The sequence below is a fragment of the Paraburkholderia sp. SSBN10T genome (assembly GCF_056619545.1).
This window is the reverse complement of the sequence record NZ_JBWQQI010000014.1, coordinates 101541-118880: the sequence shown is the minus strand read 5'-3', so window position 1 is coordinate 118880 and position 17340 is coordinate 101541. Positions and strand designations below refer to the sequence as shown.

Sequence of the window (17340 nt, the reverse complement as noted above, 5' to 3'; positions counted from 1 at the left end):
CGGAACCGTACCCCGATGGGCTTCTCCCAACCGCGCAGCCCGCAACCGCCGAAGGCGCGAAAGACTCCTAGGCCAGCTTACTCAGACTATTCTCCATATCCGCACGCAGATCAGCCTCTTCCTCGAGCCCGATATAGAAACGCACCAGCGTGCCGCGATGCGGCCACTGCGCCGCCGAGCGCATCGAGGCGATGTCATACGGCATCACGAGACTGTGAGCGCCGCCCCAGCTCCAGCCGATCGAAAACAGTTCGAGCGACTCGCAAAACGTATCGATTTGCGCGGGCGTGTAGCGGCCGTCGAACACCACCGAAAACAACCCGCCCGCTCCGGTGAAGTCCCGTTCGTAGAACTCGTGTCCAGGGCAATCGGGCAACGCCGGGTGCAGCACCGCCGCGATCTCCGGGCGCGTCTTCAGCCACTTCGCAAGCGCGAGCGCGCTGCGGTCGTGCTGCTCGAAGCGCACCTGCATGCTCGGCAGGCTACGCAAAATCAACGAGCAGTCGTCCGATGAAACGCCGATGCCCATGCGCATGCGCGCCGCCTTCAGCTTCAGATGCAATTCCCGGTCCACGGTGATGGTCGCGCCCATCAGCACGTCGCCGCCGCCGGACTGGTATTTGGTCAGCGCCTGCACCGAGATATCGACGCCGTGCTCGAACGGACGGAAGGCAAGCCCGGCCGACCAGGTGTTGTCAATGGCGGTGATTGCGTTGCGGGCCCGCGCCGCCGCGGTGATCGCCGCCACATCGGGCACTTCCATCGTCACCGAGCCCGGCGCTTCGAGCCATATCAAGCGGGTATTCGGCTGGATCAGCTCCGCAATCCCGGCGCCGATCATCGGGTCGTAATACCGCACGGTAATGCCGAAGTCCCGCGCCAGCCAATCGCCATGATCGCGGTTCGGCGAATAGACGTTGTCCGGAATCAGGGCATCGTCGCCCGCTTTGACAAGGCCAAAGTAAACGTTGGAAATCGCCGACAACCCCGACGGCTGCAGCAACGCATGATTGCCGCCTTCGAGCGCCGCGAGACGCTGCGCCAGCACGAGCGAGGTGGGCGTGGCATGCAGGCCGTAGCGCCACTGAGCGTCGTTGCGCCAGTCGAGCGCGCGCATCGTCGCAAGGTCGGGGAACACCACGGTCGAGGCGCGCGCCACCGGCACGGCGAACGATTCGAAGCCCGGCGTGAGTTGGTCTTCGGCGCGCACGATGCGGGTCTGCAAGCCGCGCGGGGGTTTGGATTGAGTCATAGTGATTTCGCGTAAAGCCAAAACTGAACGGATAGCGTGCGCCGCGGCACCGCGCTTACTCGCCGATCGAGAGGTTGCTCACTCCGTTCACCGTATGCGCGCTACTCGCGGCCGGAGCGGTCGGAGCCGCCGCCGCACCGCTTGCCGGCGCGTGGGCTGCCCCCGCCGCCGGAACCGGCTGGCCGGCCGCCAGCGGACGCAAGTCGAACGGCTGCGGATCGGAGTCGTCGACGTTCATCCGGTCGCCCGCCAGCGAACCGTCCGCCGCAAACTTGCCGACCCAGTTGCCGGTGATATGGGTGCCGTCGTTCGACTCCTCGACTTCGAGCGTGTCGCCGTCGCGGTCGCCTGCGATCAGGATCACTTCACCGGTATCGGTGTACTGATATTCGCCGTGCACGCCCGACGGATCGTCGGTTTTCGGTCCAAGCCGCAGCACGATCTGGCGCGCGCCGAGCGTACCGGCATAGCGCGGAAACTTCGCGAACTCCGGGCTCGGCTTGAGCGGCAACTGGATCGGCGGCGGCGCGGCCAGTTCCTTGACGGCGTCGCTTTGCGCCCACACCTGCGTAGGCATCATGCCGCCCACACCGGCCAGCAGCAGCACCGCCGCTGCACCGGTCATCCAGCCGCGCCGGCGCGCGGCGCTCCTCATCGCTTTCGATTCCAACATCCATTCCTTCCTGTTGCATGAAGCGAGGCGCTTGGCGCCCCGTGTCAGATCCGCTCGAAGATCGCCGCGATGCCCTGACCACCGCCGATGCACATCGTCACGAGCGCATACCGCCCGCCGATGCGCTCCAGCTCGTACAGCGCCTTCACGGTAAGCAACGCGCCGGTCGCGCCGATCGGATGGCCGAGCGAAATGCCGGAACCGTTCGGATTGACCTTCGCGGGATCGAGCCCGAGTTCCTTGCTGACCGCGCACGCTTGCGCGGCAAATGCTTCGTTGGCTTCGACGACATCGAGGTCGGCGACCGTCAGGCCGGCCCGCTCGAGCACCTTACGGGTGGCCGGCACCGGGCCGATACCCATATAGGCCGGATCGACGCCGGCGTGTGCATACGCCACGAGGCGCGCCAACGGCTTCACGCCGCGTTGTTCGGCGACGCTGCGCTCCATCAGCAGGACCGCAGCGGCCGCGTCGTTGATGCCGGACGCATTGCCGGCCGTCACCGAGCCGTTTTCCTTCGCGAACACCGGTTTCAACTTCGAAAAATCTTCCGCCGACGCGTTCAGGCGGACATGCTCATCCTGCTCGAACACGACATCGCCCTTCTTCGATGCGATCGTGACCGGCAGAATCTGTTCCTTGAAATAGCCGTTCGTGATCGCGTGGGCCGCACGGTGGTGCGACTCGAGCGCGAGCGCGTCCTGCGCCTCACGGGTAATGCCGTATTTCTGCGCGACGTTCTCGGCCGTCACGCCCATGTGAATCCCCTGGAACGGGTCGTTCAGGGCGCCGAGCATCATGTCGACGAGACGCGCATCGCCCATGCGCTGACCGAAGCGCGCGGCAGGCATCATGTACGGTGCGCGGCTCATGTTCTCCGCGCCGCCGCCAATCGCGATATCCGCATCGCCCAGGAGCACGCTCTGCGCAGCGGAGACGATTGCCTGCAGACCAGAGCCGCACAGGCGGTTGACCGTCAGCGCGGGCGCGTGTTGCGCAACACCGCCATTGAGGGCCGCCACGCGGGCCAGGTACATGTCCTTTGGTTCGGTGTGGACCACATTGCCGAATACCACATGGCCGACTTCGTCGCCCGACACCTTGGCCCGCGACAGCACCTCGCGCACCACGCGCGCGCCGAGGTCGGTCGGGGAGAAGTCCTTGAGGCTGCCGCCAAAGTCGCCAATGGCCGTGCGTACGCCGCTTACCACCACTACGTCCCGTTGCATCGCTCGCTCCTCTTACTCTCTGATCGTGATTCCCGACGGCCAGTGTGCTTGCCATCGCTCGCTGGTCACCTGGTTCGTTATCACCGTGCCGTCTTGCTCAGACCATGGACACTCATCAAGCGAGGCGTCTCATCCTCACGCTGCCAGCGCCTGCTCGACCGCCGCATGATGAGGAATCGGCGCCACGGCTCCAAAGCCTTGGGTGGATAATGCCGCCGCCACGTTGGCATAACGTGCCGCGGCAAACGGATCGTCGCCCGCGGCGATCCGCGCGATAAATGCGCCGCCGAAGCAATCGCCGGCGCCGGTCGCATCCACGGCATTCACGACGTGTCCCGGCACGAGACGCCGCTCATCAGGCGTGGCCACATAGGCACCCAGCTTGCCGAGTTTCAGCGCCACGACCCGCGGCCCCAGCGCCAGCAGGAAATCGACGATTTCGTCGCGGCCCGTGAGCCCCGTCAAGACAGTGACGTCATCCCAGCTTGGAAGACAGATATCCGTGTAGCGGATCGCCTCGGTCATGACCGCACGCGCCCTGGCAAGCGGCCACAGCTTCAGGCGCAGATTGGTGTCGAAGCTGATGCGCACCCCGTTCGCGCGTGCATGGCCGATCGCGGCGAGCGCCGCGTCGCAGGCGCTCACGCTGATCGCCAGACTGATGCCGGACAGATGCAGGACCTGCGCCGCCGCCAGCGCGTCGAGCGGCAAATCGTGCGGTGCATAGCGGCTGGCCGCCGAGCCCGCACGCAGATAATCGAACTGGTGGCCGTCCGGGCCGTGCGAGACGAAGTACACGCCGGTGGGCGCGTGACGGTCGACTTTGATCAGCGACGTATCCACCGACTCGCATTGCCACAGATCGAGCAGCAGGCGGCCGAAATGATCGTCGCCCACCGCCGACACAAAACCTGCGGTCGCCCCCTGACGGGCCGCCGCGATACAGAAGTTCGAGGTGTCACCGCCGAACCCCTGCAGGTAGTTCGGTTGATCCTTCGACGACTGATTGAATTCGACCATCGCCTCGCCGAGCGCGAGGATTGCCGGGCTCTTCGCGGTGGACATGGCTTACACCTCGCCCCACAGATCGTGGCCGTCCGCACCGGTGATCTTCACCGAGACGAACTCGCCCACCTTGTAGCGCTTCGAGGCCTTGGTGGACGGTGCGATGTACACGACGCCGTCGATCTCCGGCGCGTCCGCCGCGGTGCGGCCGATGCCGCCATCGGCATTGATTTCGTCGACCAGCACCTTCAGCGTCTTGCCGACCTTGCGCGCGATGCGCTTCGCCGACACTTCCTCGGCCACTTCCATGAAGCGCGCGCGGCGTTCTTCACGCACTTCGTCGGGCAAGGCGCCGTCGAGTTCGTTGGCAGTGGCGCCTTCAACCGGCGAATAAGCGAAACAGCCGACGCGATCGAGCTCCGCCTCGCGGATGAAGTCGAGCAGCGTCTGGAACTGCTCTTCGGTCTCGCCGGGGAAGCCGGCAATAAACGTGCTGCGGATCGTCAGGTCCGGGCAGATTTCGCGCCATGCGCGCACGCGCTCCAGCACCTTCTCGGCATTGGCCGGGCGCTTCATGCGCTTCAGCACTTCCGGATGCGCGTGCTGGAACGGCACGTCGAGGTACGGCAGCACGTGGCCCTTGAACGGACCTTCGGCCATCATCGGAATCACTTCGTCGACGCTCGGGTACGGATACACATAATGCAAACGCACCCACGCGCCGTACTGCGCGGCCAGTTCGCCGAGCGCACCGACGAGGTCGGTCATGCGCGTCTTGATCGGCTTGCCGTTCCAGAAACCGGTGCGGTACTTGACGTCCACGCCGTAGGCGCTGGTGTCCTGCGAAATCACCAGCAGTTCCTTCACACCTGACTTGAACAGGTTTTCCGCTTCGAGCATCACTTCCGCGACCGGACGCGACACGAGGTCGCCGCGCATCGACGGGATGATGCAGAACGTGCAGCGGTGGTTGCAGCCTTCGGAAATCTTCAGGTACGCGTAGTGACGCGGCGTGAGCTTGACGCCCGCGGCCGGCACCAGGTCGACGAACGGATCGTGCGGCTTGGGCAGATGGCTGTGGACCGCCTGCATCACCTCGCCCACGGCGTGCGGACCGGTCACGGCCAGCACCTTCGGATGGACTTCTTCGATCAGGCCGGAGCCGCTCGCGCTCTTCTTCGCGCCGAGGCAGCCGGTGACGATCACCTTGCCGTTTTCGGTGAGCGCCTCGCCGATGGCGTCGAGACTTTCCTGCACGGCTTCGTCGATAAAGCCACAGGTGTTGACGACGACCAGGTCGGCGCCGTCATAGGTGCCGGAGATCTCGTAGCCTTCGGCGCGCAGTTGCGTGATGATCTGCTCGGAGTCGACGAGTGCTTTCGGGCATCCGAGGCTGACGAAACCTACACGAGGCGCTTCGGACTTGGTGACGCTTTGCAGCTTGGACATGAGGGACTTTTTGGAATGACAGCAAAGTCGAGAGTTTACAGCTATTTACGCTTCCCGGACCCGAAACAGGCTTTACATATTACTCCGCGAATCGCCCTACGCGGTCCCGTTCGTCGCTGCATTCTTCTCGCAAAACTTCGACAAACGCCTGTTGCACAGCCGTTCCCAGCCAGTCGGTTCGCACGGTATATCCTACCGAGCGGCTGGCCTCCGGCGTCTCCAGTTCCAACGCGACCAGCTCGCTCCCCGGATAGGCATCGCGAATCTGCGCACGCGAGAGCAGCGTGATGCAATCGCTCTCTATGAGCATGGCGATCATCATCGCGAGCGAACTCGTTTCGACCACGAGGGTCGGCTTGACCGGCAACCGGCCGAAGATCGCATCGATCACCGCACGCCGCGGCACGTTGTGTTGAGGCATCACCCAGTCGTAATCGGCGAGGTCGAGCACGCCGACCGCTTTGCGCTTCGCCAGGCGATGCCCCTTGCGCACGGCCACCACATAAGGATCGGGAAAAAGCTCCATTTCGAGCGCTGATCCCGTCAGCCGAGGCTCACGTAAGCCACCCACGATGATGTCGATCGAAGCGCTGCGCAACTCGCGCAGCAAATGAGCATGCGAGCCCTCTTCCACGGTCACGTGCGCCGCGGGATACCGCTCGCGCAGCCGTTGAATGGCACGAGCGACGAGGCGCGGCGGCATCAGCGGCAACACGCCGATCGCAATCTTCCCGGTGAGTTGCCCGCGCGCATACGCGAGGTCGTCGCCGGCCTGGGCGATCTCATGGAGCGCGAGGCTCAGGCAGCGCGCAAACTCGATTCCCGCGGGATTCGCCGACACGCTATGCACGCGCCGCCTGTACAGCGACACGCCGACGTTCTGCTCGATCTGCCGCGCCGCCCGATGCACCGCCGGTTGCGAAACGCCCAGCAGAAGCGCGGCTTCCGCCGCCGACCCCGTGTTGGCAATCGCGATGTGGCAGCGCACCTGCGCATCGGTCAGACGACGGCAAATCTTGGCCGCGCCCGTTGCCGCAGGCTGGCCGGTCAGGTTCATCACGGCGCGCTCCATCTGCTCGAGCATGCGGCGCACGCGCCGCTGCAGGATCACACCTTCGCCCGTCAGTTCGCTGCCGCCGAAGCCGCGCTCGAGCAATTTCCCGCCGAAACTCGCCTCCAGCTTGCTGATAGCGACGCTCACCGCCGGTTGCGTGCGCCCCGCGCGCACCGCCGCCTGACCGATGCCACCGGCTTCGCAAACCGCATCGAACAGAAAAAGACGCCTCAGCCGAGCCTGATCGTCGTCCGTCGACGCATGCTCCAGAGCCTCCATCCACCCTCCAAACCGACCGCGTAAAAACCCTTAGCTTAACGCAAATTTATGGGCTGGGCCTCACTTCCTATTAAGGAGTTCGGCGCTATCGCACTTACAGTTACGTCCATTCCATTCGATAAGTTTTCCGCCAGGAGCCCTTTCATGTCCGTCGTGATCGACACTCACACTCACGCAATTTCCGCGGATAAACAACGTTATCCGCTCGCGCCGGTCGGCGGTCATCAGTCGGAGTGGTCCGCGAAACGCCCGGTCAGCTTCGAGGGCCTGCTCGCATCGATGGACGAAGCGGGTATCGACCGTGTCGTGGTCGTGCAAGCCTCCACGGTCTACGGCAACGACAATAGTTATGTCGTCGAGGCGGTTCGCGCCCATGCCGACCGCTTCGCGGGCGTGTTCTCCATCGACGTACTGGCGAGCGACGCCGTCGCGCAGATGCAACGCTGGCTCGACGCGGGCCTGTCCGGTCTGCGTCTGTTCACGACCGGTAGCACGATGCCCGGTCAGGCCGGTTGGCTCGACGACGAGCGTTCGTTCCCGGTGTGGGAATACGCGCAGCGCCACAACGTGTCGATCTGCCTGCAGATGACCGCGCAAGGCATCCCCGCACTGCTGAACATGCTGGCGCGCTTTCCCGGCATCCGCGTGCTGCTCGATCACCTCGCCCGCCCGGAACTGGCCGAAGGGCCGCCGTATGCCGCCGCCGCGCCGCTGTTCAGCCTCGCGCCCTATCAAGGCGTGTACCTGAAGCTGACGAATCGCACGATCGCAGAAGCGGCACGCGGCGCATCGACGCCCGGCGCGTTCTTCCCTCGTGTGCTCGACGCGTTTGGCGCGCATCGCATCGCCTGGGGCTCGAATTTTCCGGCTGCCGAGGGTGCGCTGCCCCAGTTGCTCGAAGAAGCCCGCGAAAGTCTGTCGATGTTGCCCGCAGAAGCACGCGAAGCGATTTTCGGCGGCACCGCGCGTACGGTTTATCCGGCGCTCGCCGCCTGAGTTCGCTTGAAACAGCGGGATAAATCCACTTTGAACCAGACAGGAACAACGCTCGTGAGCACGCCTCTCCAACCTCCGCGTTTGAAAACCGCGCTGAAGACCTACCCGCATACGCAGCCTCTGAAAAGCGCAGAGTTGACCGACCCCGCCGTCGAGCTGGCGTTCGAAGAGGTCGAGCCGATTCATCGCGCGTTTGCACCGATGGCGCGGGCTCAGGCCTACGACGTCAGCGAGCTCGCGATCGTTACGTATCTGCAAGCAAAAGCCTATAACAAGCCGCTCGTGCTTTTGCCCGCGGTCGTGGCCGCGCGCTTTCAGCAGGCATGCATTATTTATAATGCGGCACGGGGCAAACTCGACGTCGGCAGCCTCGCGGGCAAGAAAGTCGGCGTGCGCGCTTACACGCAGACCACCGGCATGTGGGTACGCGCGATTCTCGGCGAGACTTATGGCGTGCCGCTCGATCAGGTCGAATGGGTGACAATCGAAGGCGCGCACCTGGACGAATATACCGATCCGTCTTTCGTCAAACGCGTCGGTCCCGGCAAACAACTGTTGTCGATGCTGCGCGAAGGCGAACTCGACGCCGCCATCCTCGGCAACGATCTGCCGGACGGCCCGGAATTCAAACCGCTGATCGACAACGCGGCAGCCGCGGACCGCGAGTGGTACGCGCAGCATCGATACGTGCCGATCAATCACGTCGTGGTCGTGACGAAGGAAGTGGCCGACTCGCAGCCGCAAGCCGTCCGTGCGGTTTACGATCTGCTCAAACGCGGCAAGGCGTCTGTCGCCGCGGCGAACGAAGGCAAGCCGGACAAGCTGCTGTTCGGCTATGACGCACTGCGCGGGCCGCTCGAAGAAATGCTTGCGTTCTGCGAGCAGCAGCGCCTGTTGCCGCGCAAGCTGAGTGTCGACGAGATCTTCGCCGACAGCGCGGAAATTCTGGGCGATGCCGGCCTCTAGCCGGGCATCCGATCGTTTCACGCGTCAAGATTCCTGAGCGAACCCAAGTTCGCCGCAGTTTGTTACGGAGACACCATGAGCTTGCCCCGCCAGTCCGCCACATCGAAACCGAGGGAACGTCGGCCGTTCTATCGCGACCTGTCCTTCCAGGTGTTGGCCGGCATGGCGCTCGGCATCATCACCGGTTACTTCTTCCCGAAGTTCGGCATCAATCTGCAACCGGTGGGCGACGCATTCATCCGCATCATTCAGATGCTGATTGGACCGATCATCTTCTGCACCGTGTGCAGCGGCATTGCTGGCGTCAACGACTTCAAGAAAGTGGGCCGCGTGGCGATCAAGGCGTTGGTCTATTTCGAAGTGGTGACCTCGCTCGCGCTGGTGCTGGGCCTCGTAGTCATCAATCTGCTCAAGCCCGGCGTCGGCATGAACGTGGACATGCATAGCGTGCACTCGGCCGCCGTCGACACCTACGTGGCCCAGGCGCATCACGTCATCACCACCAGCGAATTCCTGCTCAATGTGATTCCGCACACGGCGATCAGCGCATTCGCCGGCGGCGACGTGCTGCAGGTGCTGTTCTTCTCCGTGCTGTTCGCCTTCGGTCTCGCGGCGATCGGCGAGCGCGCACAGCCCGCGTTGAACCTGATCGATGCGGTGTCGGGGTCGCTGTTCTGGATCATCGGCCTGACGATGAAGATCGCGCCACTCGCCGCATTCGGTGCGATTGCGTTCACGGTCAGCAAATTCGGTTTCGGTACGCTGATCTCGCTGGGCAAACTGGTGCTCGAGTTTTATCTGACCTGCGCGCTCTTCATCCTGCTGATTCTATGGCCGATCGCCAGACTGAACGGTTTCAGCCTGCTGCGTTTGACGCGCTATATCGGCGCAGAGCTGCTGCTCGTCATCGGCACGAGCTCGTCGGAGACGGTGTTCCCGCAACTGATCGACAAGCTCGAACGGCTCGGCTGCGAGAAGTCGGTGGTCGGGCTCGTGCTGCCGACCGCCTACACCTTCAACCACGACGGCACGTGCCTGTATTTCGCCGCTGCCGCCGTGTTCCTTGCTCAAGCCACCAACACGCCGATGAACTGGCACGACCAGCTCGTGCTGCTGGCCGTGCTGCTGCTCACGTCCAAGGGCGCGGCCGGGGTCTCGGGTGCGGCGATTGCCGTACTGGCTGCGACGCTCGCTGCATCGAACACGATTCCGGTCGAATCGATCGCGCTGATTCTCGGCATTCACAAAGCCATGTCGAGCGGCTTCGTGTTCACCAACATTGTCGGCAATAGCGTGGCGACCATTGTCGTGGCCAACTGGGAAAAAGCGCTCGACCGCGTTGCGCTTCGCAATGAACTGAAGACCGGCTTCAGACCCGTCGAGACACCACAGGCCCATCTCAAGCAAATGAGCGGCTAGAAGCTGCATCGTTTGCGGGCCGGCGGCACATCCCAGTGAATGCCCCCGGCCCTGATAAACAGAAGTTCAAAGCAGGTTATTTATTTAGTCATACGAATGGTATGGAAGCACTGCTGTGGCGGGCCGTATCGAAAACACAATTACATTAAACCGGAGACACATGATGAAAAAGAAGGTTTGGAGATCCATTGGAGTGAGCGTGTCGGCAGCGGCCGGCACATTGATCGCGCTGCCGGCTCATGCGCAATCGAGCGTACAGATATACGGCACGGCAGACGGCGGCGTACGTTACCAGACAGATGCGGTCAAAGGCGGCGGCTCGGTAGTGACGATGAATTCGAACGGCTACTACAGTTCCAACAAACTCGGCTTTCTCGGCAAGGAGGATCTGGGCGACGGCTGGAATGCGCACTTCCGGCTCGAAAACGGATTTAACCTCGGCAACGGGGCGTTCGACAATACCACCGGCACGCTTTTCAACCGGCAGTCATACGTCGGTCTAGGCAACGTGAAGTACGGCGCGCTCGATCTCGGTCGCCAGTACACGATCTCGCACGACATCATCAACATTTACGATCCGTTCGGCTTTCACTTCACCCCTATCCTGCCGTTGACCAACGCGTCCGACGGCACACGCAACAACAACGCCATCAAGTACAAGAACAACTTCGGACCGCTGCTGTTCGAAGTGGACAACTCGTTTGGCGGCGTGCCGGGCAATTTCAGCAGCGGCGCGACACGCTCGGCGGGGATGAGCTACCACGCGGGGCCAGTCGACGTCGGCGGCGTGTACGGACACCGCAACATATTGACCGGCACGGCCTATCTGAGCGACAGCTACTACATGGCGGGCGTCGGCTACCAGATCGGTCCGGTGCGCGTGTCGGGCGGCTTCATGTCCGAAGATCTGAAAAATCCGACCACGCCGCACCAGGTCACCAACAACGCATTCGGCGGTCTCACGTGGACCGTCACGCCGGCACTCGTCTTCACGGGCGGCTATTACCAGACCGCCGTGTCGAACGATAAAGCCAACCTGCGTGGCCTCTCCATCCTTTCGCTCGCCTACCTGCTGTCCAAGCGCACCACGCTCTACAGCGAAATCGACTACACCTCGTACAAACACGCCGTGGTCAGCACCTTGAACCCGGCCGGCGCTTCCAGTCAGACCGCCGTGACGGTCGGTCTCGACGTGCTGTTCTAGCACCTCAGATTCACATGCAGACGCGCGTAGTCGATGCGCGCGCCCGACGACCCAGGAGCCATTCATGATCATCGATATTCACGGGCACTACACGACCGCGCCCAAAGCGTTGGAGAGCTGGCGCAATCGCCAGATCGCTGCAATCGGCCAGCCCTCCAGCATGCCGAAGCCGTCGGAGCTGAAGATCAGCGACGAGGAACTGCGCGATTCGATCGAGACCAACCAGTTGCGTCTGATGCGCGAACGTGGCCTCGATCTCACCGTGTTCAGTCCGCGCGCGAGCTTCATGGCGCACCATATCGGCGATTTCGAAGTGTCGAGTACCTGGGCGGCAATCTGCAACGAGTTGTGCTACCGCGTGAGCGAGTTGTTCCCGCAGAATTTCATCCCCGCGGCGATGCTGCCGCAAAGCCCCGGCGTCGACCCGGCTACCTGCATCCCCGAACTGGTGAAAAGCGTCGAGCAATACGGCAACGTCGCGATTAACCTCAATCCCGATCCTTCGGGTGGACACTGGACCAGCCCGCCGCTATCCGATCGTTCGTGGTATCCGATCTACGAGAAGATGGTCGAGTACGACATTCCCGCGATGATCCACGTGAGCACGAGTTGCAACGCGTGTTTTCACACCACCGGCGCGCACTATCTGAACGCCGACACGACCGCATTCATGCAGTGCCTCACGTCGGATCTGTTCCATGATTTCCCGACGCTGCGCTTCGTCATTCCGCATGGCGGCGGCGCGGTGCCGTATCACTGGGGACGCTTCCGCGGCCTCGCGCAGGAAATGAAAAAGCCGCCGCTCGAAGAGCATCTGCTGAACAACGTGTTCTTCGATACCTGCGTGTACCACCAACCCGGCATCAACCTGCTTACCGAAGTCATTCCGGTCGACAACATTCTGTTCGCGAGCGAGATGATCGGCGCGGTACGTGGCATCGACCCTTACACCCAGCACTATTTCGACGACACGAAGCGCTACGTCGAAGCCGCCGACATGTCGAGCGAGCAACGCTTCAAGATTTACGAGGGCAACGCCCGCCGCGTGTATCCGCGCCTCGATGCCGCCCTCACCAGACAAGGACGTTGATCATGGTCGAACTCGGCGTCGTTTATCGGGAGTCGTTCATCGCAACATCGCTCGCACGAATGCGGACGTAGCCGAGTGTGGCGCCGACAAGCTGACCCGCGCGCAGTCCGGTCGCGTAGGCAAAGTCGAAAAGGAAGCGCAGTCGCTGCTCCGTCGGTCGCACCGAATTCCCAGATGAACTTCCCGTGCGGTGCGTAGGGAGGAACACCTTCCGCATCGGGCACACCGTCAAAACCGTCTACCTGCCTCCTGTCGCAGCCTGGAAAACGTGTAGATGTGACGCCGGTCGCAGTTGCGCGAACCAGGTCTGCCACCAGTGCTGGAAAATATCGCACGTCGGCGCCGCCGGTGGAACTACGGCTAGCGTGCAGAGCCCACCCCCATCGAGACCGGATAACCGCCGCTCGAGACTAGCGCCAGCGCTGCGCGCTGCAAGGCGGGAGTTGCCGTGTCGGGAGTGCTCGCGCTGACGCTTGCGGCGTCCGTAGCGCATGCAGTGAGCAGTGATATCGCGGCCATTGTGGCCGCAATTCCTGAAGCGCGCAGTGCGCCCGTGATCGTAGAAATCGCCATTCTGCCCTCCGCTGTCGATATCGCGTTGACGATGATGCAGTCAGCCTTGCTGCTGCCTTTCTCACTATTTCAACGACACGGGCGCATGAAACTTGAGACGGGTGGACCTTACGCTTTCTTTCGAAGCCGGAGATCCCGGGGCCAGAAGCAGGCGCCTGGCACACCGAGGCCGACATCAAGCCACCGTGTATTCGATTCTTCACGCGACTTCAGCACCGGGTCTTTTGTGATGCCGTCCGTGTAGCAGCAGGCGATGGCTCATGGCCTTGTTTGGAAAGGGTGTGGTGGGTGCGTTACGGCTGCGGGACAAGCAAGGCTTCGGAGAACATCAGACTCGCCTTTACTCATTGCTGGTCCTACGCCGGGTATAAGTTAGCACTGCAGTACAACTAGGAAGCGCTCATGGGAGCACCTTTTTCGGCACGGTGTTTCCACCGCTGGACACATCGTCTGCCCCGAGCGACTCGGGTACGCATCTAGCAGAGAGGACACCGCTTTACATCAGGCTGGTCGGCGAGGCGTACGCGTATCGGAAGACCTCCATCAAATGTAACAAGCATTGATGCATGACCCGGTAAAAAACATGTATCACCAAGATGCGAAAACGACATCCGATGCTGTTGGCTTTCTGCAACAAGGGATAAAAGTACGGCTCCGCGGCCGTCGACTTAGCTTGGCAAGCAAGCTGTCGCCAATCTGCCTTACGGTCTGAAAAGCCTTTCTGCTATTAGGTTATGGCGCGCCAACAAGCTTCGTAGCATTCTCGATCAAGATAAATTTTTCCTGTTTTTACCGCTTCGATAGATTGTGAAAGAAACGGTCAAATTAACGTGCTTGCACCTCGCCATCGGTCAATTTTATGATGCTGTCAAGTTGTGACAAATTGTAAATTTCGTATCACAAGGGTCACCGGGCGATCGAAAAAGACGCTCGGGAAGTACAGATTTCGCACGGCAAAATGCCGGCGTAAAAAACGGGGTTTTCGAAGAGCGGGAAACCATGAATAGCAGCGAAGCGCTTGACTCGATCCGCGAGATCAACCTGTCATACATGATTTTTGCGCAACGCATGCTGCGTGAGGATCAGTCTGTCGCGATGCTTCGGCTCGGACTCTCACCCGAAGTGGCCGCTATCGTGGCGAACCTTACGCTTGCGCAAATTATCAAGCTCTCCGGATCGAACCAGCTATTGTGCGCGTTCCGGCTCAACGATCACCTGTTGCTGTCCGCGTTGACGCAACCGTCGACGCATGCGGACGTGGGAGCGACCCACGCCGCTATCCTGCTTGCGGGTCAGCCGGCCGAACAGTTGGCGTGAGGGGAAAGACCATGCTGCACAAAAGCATCTGTGACGACGCCCAGGAAGTCCTGCGTGCGATCAGCCTGATTGAACTGGGGGCCCGGATGCAGTTGCTCGAAACGGAACTGACGTTATCGCGCGACCGCATGATCCGTCTCTATCGCGAACTGAAAGGCGTTCCGCCGCCGAAAGGCATGCTGCCGTTTTCGGCGGACTGGTACATGACGTGGATGCCGAACATCCATTCATCGCTCTTCTACAACATGTATCTGTTCCTCAGGGATCAGGCGGGTTGTTCGCGTCTTGATGCACTGACGAAGGCTTACCGTTTGTACGTCGAGCATTGCGAGAGCAATCAGCTCGAGGTGGTCGTGAGCCTCACGCGTGCGTGGACGCTGGTACGCTTCTTCCAGGCGGACATCCTGCAGCGGACGCCATGCTGCCGGTGCACGGGCATGTTCGTCGCGCACAAACACGATCCGCAGTCGAATTTCGTGTGTGGCGCGTGTCAACCGCCGTCACGTGCCGGCAAGACGAAGAAAGCCGCGACTGCGCACAACGCGGAACTCGAACGCGCGCAACGCGCTGAAGAGAACGTCGCCGATGATCTGGAGAGGCAGTCGCTAGCTGCCTGAGTGGTGAGGGGCGTCCATCGATAGCATCGGCACATCGACGCTCAACGCGCCAGGCACGCAGACGTGTGTGCTCATACCGTCACGAGCGTGCGCTGATGGTGACTCAGCCGGGCCGCAATACAGCCCGCCGCACAGGTTGAGCAAGGGCCGGCCCGAATCCGCTTCGAGCCTGCGCCATGCGCCGTACGCCTGACGTGTCATAAGCACGTAGGCCGGGCCCTCGGAGGCCACGCGAAAGAGCCACGTATCTCGTCTATCTCGTCTATCTCGTCTATCTCGTCTATCTCGTCTATCTCGTCTATCTCGTCTATCTCGTCTATCTCGTCTATCACGGCTATGTCGCGCCGCTCGCGTCGCGGCAATCTTCAGATGTATCGGAGCATTTCGTGAAAATCGTCCGGACGATCATTCAGCAGAGCATGCGGGAATTCATGCTGCCTGTTTCCTGATAGTTTGCAACTGGACGCAGCAGCCGGCTGAGGAACTGCTTGGCCAGACGCAGCCGAAGCTGTCGAAAATGCTGTGCTGCCAGCCTCGCGGCGCGAGCGAAGCGCAGATGCTTTTGCATGCCCGCGCTGATCTGCGCGCCCACGATCGATATTCACCGCGTGCCTTGCAGGGCATGGAATATTCTCCGTCTCCGCTTCGTTTAGGTAATACGGTCCGCCCGAGCGCGTTCGTTCCCCTCGGACGCCCGTCCGCAGTTGTCTTTCCTGCAAGACGATCGGCCTGTCGTTGACGCCGCGCGCCACATCGACGCGTTCGGCGGCGGGTCCGCTCGTCCGTGCCACCCAGCGCCGGGCGCAACCGTTCGCGTCTGCCGCATGCCACCCTTGGCGTCGGCTGGTGTGCTCGCGGTCGCGATCTTCTTGGAGAATCGTCATGAATCGCGTTTTCTCTGGTCCTGAGTCCAGCGAAAGACCGTGGCTATCCGCGCATACGGCTCGCCGCAAAGGGTTGGCCAAGGCTGCACTAACGGCCGCGCTCTGTGCGCTCATCGTGTCCGGCGCAAGCGGCCCCGTGCTGGCCGAGGATGCTCAGTTGCTGCCGCCCGCGGCGGTCACGTCGTCCACGGTGCCGCCGAACGGCGATGTCAATCCGTACGGTGTCGCGTTCGTCCCGCAAGGTTTTCCGTCTCACGGAACCATCGGAGCGAGCGATCTGCTGGTGTCCAATTTCAACAATGCGAAGAACCTTCAGGGCACGGGCACGACGATCGTCAAGATCGTGCCGAACGGCAATCCGCTCGTGTTCTTCCAGGGGCCGGCTGGACTCGGCCTGTCGACAGCGCTGGGCGTGCTGCGCGCCGGTTTCGTCCTGGTCGGAAACGTCCCCACGGTCGACGGCACGTTTGCGACCATCCAGCCCGGCTCGCTGCTGGTGCTCAACCGGACAGGCAACGTCGTCGCGCAATGGACCCCCGCGAACGCGGGTCTCGACGGTCCGTGGGATCTGACGATCTTCGATCTTGGCGATCGCGCGAAGGTCTTCGTATCGAATGTGCTCAACGGCACAGTGGTGCGTCTCGACCTCGCGATCGACGACAACGGGGTGCATCTGCAAGGCAGCACGCGAATCGCGTCCGGTTACCCGTTCCGCGGCGATCCGGCGGCGCTGGTCGTCGGTCCGACCGGACTCGCTTACGATCCACAGCGGGATGTTCTGTACGTGGCGTCGACGGTCGACAATGCGATCTTCGCGGTCTATGGCGCCGGCAGTACACGGCACGACGCCGGCAAGGGTGTGCTGATCTACGCGGACAATCAGCATCTGCACGGACCGCTTGGGCTCGCGCTTGGCCCGAATGGCCATCTGTTCACGGCTAATGGGGATGCGATCAACGGTGACGCGAAGCAACCTAGCGAAATCGTCGAGTTCACGCCGCAAGGGCGCTTCATCGCGCAGCTCTCGGTAGATGCAGCGCAAGGCGGCGCCTTCGGACTTGCCTTCTCGCGGGTGAGCAATGGCGTGGTGCATTTTGCGGCTGTCGACGACAACGTACCCAATATCACCGTGTGGAGTCTGCCGTTCGACAACACCAGCCCTTGAGGACGACTTGTAACGTAAAGCGCCGATCCGTGGCCGCGTTCGCACGCACTGACGACATAACCGGCCACGATCGCCTCGCATCAGGTAGGCGGAGACTCCCGATCTCTGCCTAAATGAGCGCCATGCGAAGCCGAATACATCCTTACGACTAAACAGCGGCGACCTCGC

The 17340-nt window shown here is 62.2% G+C and carries 15 protein-coding genes; 8 read left to right on the top strand and 7 right to left on the bottom strand.

Annotation, left to right across the window (positions count from 1 at the left end; translation table 11 throughout):
* Positions 1 to 67: 67 nt before the first annotated feature.
* The 6 genes from AC1ECK_RS21620 to AC1ECK_RS21595 form a co-directional block, all read right to left on the bottom strand.
* On the bottom strand, positions 68 to 1252 hold the full coding sequence (locus AC1ECK_RS21620; RefSeq protein WP_480322528.1) for a cystathionine beta-lyase: 1185 nt from the start codon (positions 1250 to 1252) through the stop codon (positions 68 to 70).
* A gap of 55 nt (positions 1253 to 1307) precedes the next feature.
* A complete protein-coding gene (locus tag AC1ECK_RS21615) occupies positions 1308 to 1925 on the bottom strand; it encodes a hypothetical protein (RefSeq protein WP_480322526.1) in 618 nt (205 codons plus the stop codon).
* A 44-nt stretch (positions 1926 to 1969) separates the two neighbouring features.
* A complete protein-coding gene (gene bktB, locus AC1ECK_RS21610; protein ID WP_480322524.1) occupies positions 1970 to 3154 on the bottom strand; it encodes a beta-ketothiolase BktB in 1185 nt (394 codons plus the stop codon).
* A gap of 135 nt (positions 3155 to 3289) precedes the next feature.
* The gene (locus tag AC1ECK_RS21605) at positions 3290 to 4219 is read right to left on the bottom strand and encodes a sugar kinase (RefSeq protein ID WP_480322522.1); all 930 of its coding nucleotides are present in this window, start codon (positions 4217 to 4219) and stop codon (positions 3290 to 3292) included.
* A gap of 3 nt (positions 4220 to 4222) precedes the next feature.
* Positions 4223 to 5608, bottom strand: coding sequence for a 30S ribosomal protein S12 methylthiotransferase RimO (rimO, locus tag AC1ECK_RS21600; protein WP_480322520.1), 1386 nt, complete (start codon positions 5606 to 5608; stop codon positions 4223 to 4225).
* A gap of 79 nt (positions 5609 to 5687) precedes the next feature.
* Positions 5688 to 6941 carry a LysR family transcriptional regulator gene (locus AC1ECK_RS21595; RefSeq protein WP_480322518.1) on the bottom strand — a complete coding sequence of 418 codons (1254 nt, stop codon included), beginning with the start codon at positions 6939 to 6941 and terminating at the stop codon, positions 5688 to 5690.
* A 144-nt stretch (positions 6942 to 7085) separates the two neighbouring features.
* Between AC1ECK_RS21595 and AC1ECK_RS21590 the strand changes: the two genes are divergently transcribed.
* The 7 genes from AC1ECK_RS21590 to flhC all read left to right on the top strand — a co-directional run bounded on the left by AC1ECK_RS21590 (position 7086) and on the right by flhC (position 15123).
* Complete coding sequence (locus tag AC1ECK_RS21590) at positions 7086 to 7937, top strand: amidohydrolase family protein (protein ID WP_480322516.1); 852 nt, start codon at positions 7086 to 7088, stop codon at positions 7935 to 7937.
* A 54-nt stretch (positions 7938 to 7991) separates the two neighbouring features.
* Complete coding sequence (locus tag AC1ECK_RS21585; RefSeq protein WP_480322514.1) at positions 7992 to 8903, top strand: substrate-binding domain-containing protein; 912 nt, start codon at positions 7992 to 7994, stop codon at positions 8901 to 8903.
* Positions 8904 to 8978: 75 nt separating this feature from the next.
* Positions 8979 to 10322, top strand: coding sequence for a C4-dicarboxylate transporter DctA (gene dctA, locus AC1ECK_RS21580; protein ID WP_480322512.1), 1344 nt, complete (start codon positions 8979 to 8981; stop codon positions 10320 to 10322).
* Between the two features lie 163 nt (positions 10323 to 10485).
* Positions 10486 to 11526: a porin gene (locus tag AC1ECK_RS21575; protein WP_480322510.1), complete on the top strand. Its 1041-nt coding sequence runs from the start codon at positions 10486 to 10488 to the stop codon at positions 11524 to 11526.
* 64 nt (positions 11527 to 11590) lie between these two features.
* Positions 11591 to 12616: an amidohydrolase family protein gene (locus AC1ECK_RS21570; RefSeq protein ID WP_480322508.1), complete on the top strand. Its 1026-nt coding sequence runs from the start codon at positions 11591 to 11593 to the stop codon at positions 12614 to 12616.
* Positions 12617 to 14188: 1572 nt separating this feature from the next.
* Positions 14189 to 14506, top strand: a complete 318-nt coding sequence (gene flhD / locus AC1ECK_RS21565; RefSeq protein ID WP_480322506.1) for a flagellar transcriptional regulator FlhD — start codon at positions 14189 to 14191, stop codon at positions 14504 to 14506.
* Positions 14507 to 14517: 11 nt separating this feature from the next.
* Complete coding sequence (gene flhC / locus AC1ECK_RS21560; protein ID WP_480322504.1) at positions 14518 to 15123, top strand: flagellar transcriptional regulator FlhC; 606 nt, start codon at positions 14518 to 14520, stop codon at positions 15121 to 15123.
* 409 nt (positions 15124 to 15532) lie between these two features.
* Here flhC and AC1ECK_RS21555 read toward each other — a convergent pair whose 3' ends face one another.
* Entirely contained in the window at positions 15533 to 15715 is a 183-nt protein-coding gene (locus AC1ECK_RS21555) for a hypothetical protein (protein ID WP_480322502.1), read from the bottom strand.
* Positions 15716 to 16005: 290 nt separating this feature from the next.
* Between AC1ECK_RS21555 and AC1ECK_RS21550 the strand changes: the two genes are divergently transcribed.
* The gene (locus AC1ECK_RS21550) at positions 16006 to 17172 is read left to right on the top strand and encodes an NHL repeat-containing protein (RefSeq protein WP_480322500.1); all 1167 of its coding nucleotides are present in this window, start codon (positions 16006 to 16008) and stop codon (positions 17170 to 17172) included.
* Positions 17173 to 17340 lie beyond the last annotated feature (168 nt).

What these genes read in the sequence shown, in the direction of transcription:
- AC1ECK_RS21615 (WP_480322526.1), bottom strand. Translation starts at nt 1,925, where the DNA reads ATGTTGGAATCGAAAGCGATGAGGAGCGCCGCGCGCCGGCGCGGCTGG.
- AC1ECK_RS21590 (WP_480322516.1), top strand. Translation starts at nt 7,086, where the DNA reads ATGTCCGTCGTGATCGACACTCACACTCACGCAATTTCCGCGGATAAA.
- AC1ECK_RS21605 (WP_480322522.1), bottom strand. Translation starts at nt 4,219, where the DNA reads ATGTCCACCGCGAAGAGCCCGGCAATCCTCGCGCTCGGCGAGGCGATG.
- rimO (WP_480322520.1), bottom strand. Translation starts at nt 5,608, where the DNA reads ATGTCCAAGCTGCAAAGCGTCACCAAGTCCGAAGCGCCTCGTGTAGGT.
- dctA (WP_480322512.1), top strand. Translation starts at nt 8,979, where the DNA reads ATGAGCTTGCCCCGCCAGTCCGCCACATCGAAACCGAGGGAACGTCGG.
- AC1ECK_RS21620 (WP_480322528.1), bottom strand. Translation starts at nt 1,252, where the DNA reads ATGACTCAATCCAAACCCCCGCGCGGCTTGCAGACCCGCATCGTGCGC.
- flhC (WP_480322504.1), top strand. Translation starts at nt 14,518, where the DNA reads ATGCTGCACAAAAGCATCTGTGACGACGCCCAGGAAGTCCTGCGTGCG.
- flhD (WP_480322506.1), top strand. Translation starts at nt 14,189, where the DNA reads ATGAATAGCAGCGAAGCGCTTGACTCGATCCGCGAGATCAACCTGTCA.
- AC1ECK_RS21550 (WP_480322500.1), top strand. Translation starts at nt 16,006, where the DNA reads ATGAATCGCGTTTTCTCTGGTCCTGAGTCCAGCGAAAGACCGTGGCTA.
- AC1ECK_RS21570 (WP_480322508.1), top strand. Translation starts at nt 11,591, where the DNA reads ATGATCATCGATATTCACGGGCACTACACGACCGCGCCCAAAGCGTTG.
- bktB (WP_480322524.1), bottom strand. Translation starts at nt 3,154, where the DNA reads ATGCAACGGGACGTAGTGGTGGTAAGCGGCGTACGCACGGCCATTGGC.
- AC1ECK_RS21575 (WP_480322510.1), top strand. Translation starts at nt 10,486, where the DNA reads ATGAAAAAGAAGGTTTGGAGATCCATTGGAGTGAGCGTGTCGGCAGCG.
- AC1ECK_RS21595 (WP_480322518.1), bottom strand. Translation starts at nt 6,941, where the DNA reads ATGGAGGCTCTGGAGCATGCGTCGACGGACGACGATCAGGCTCGGCTG.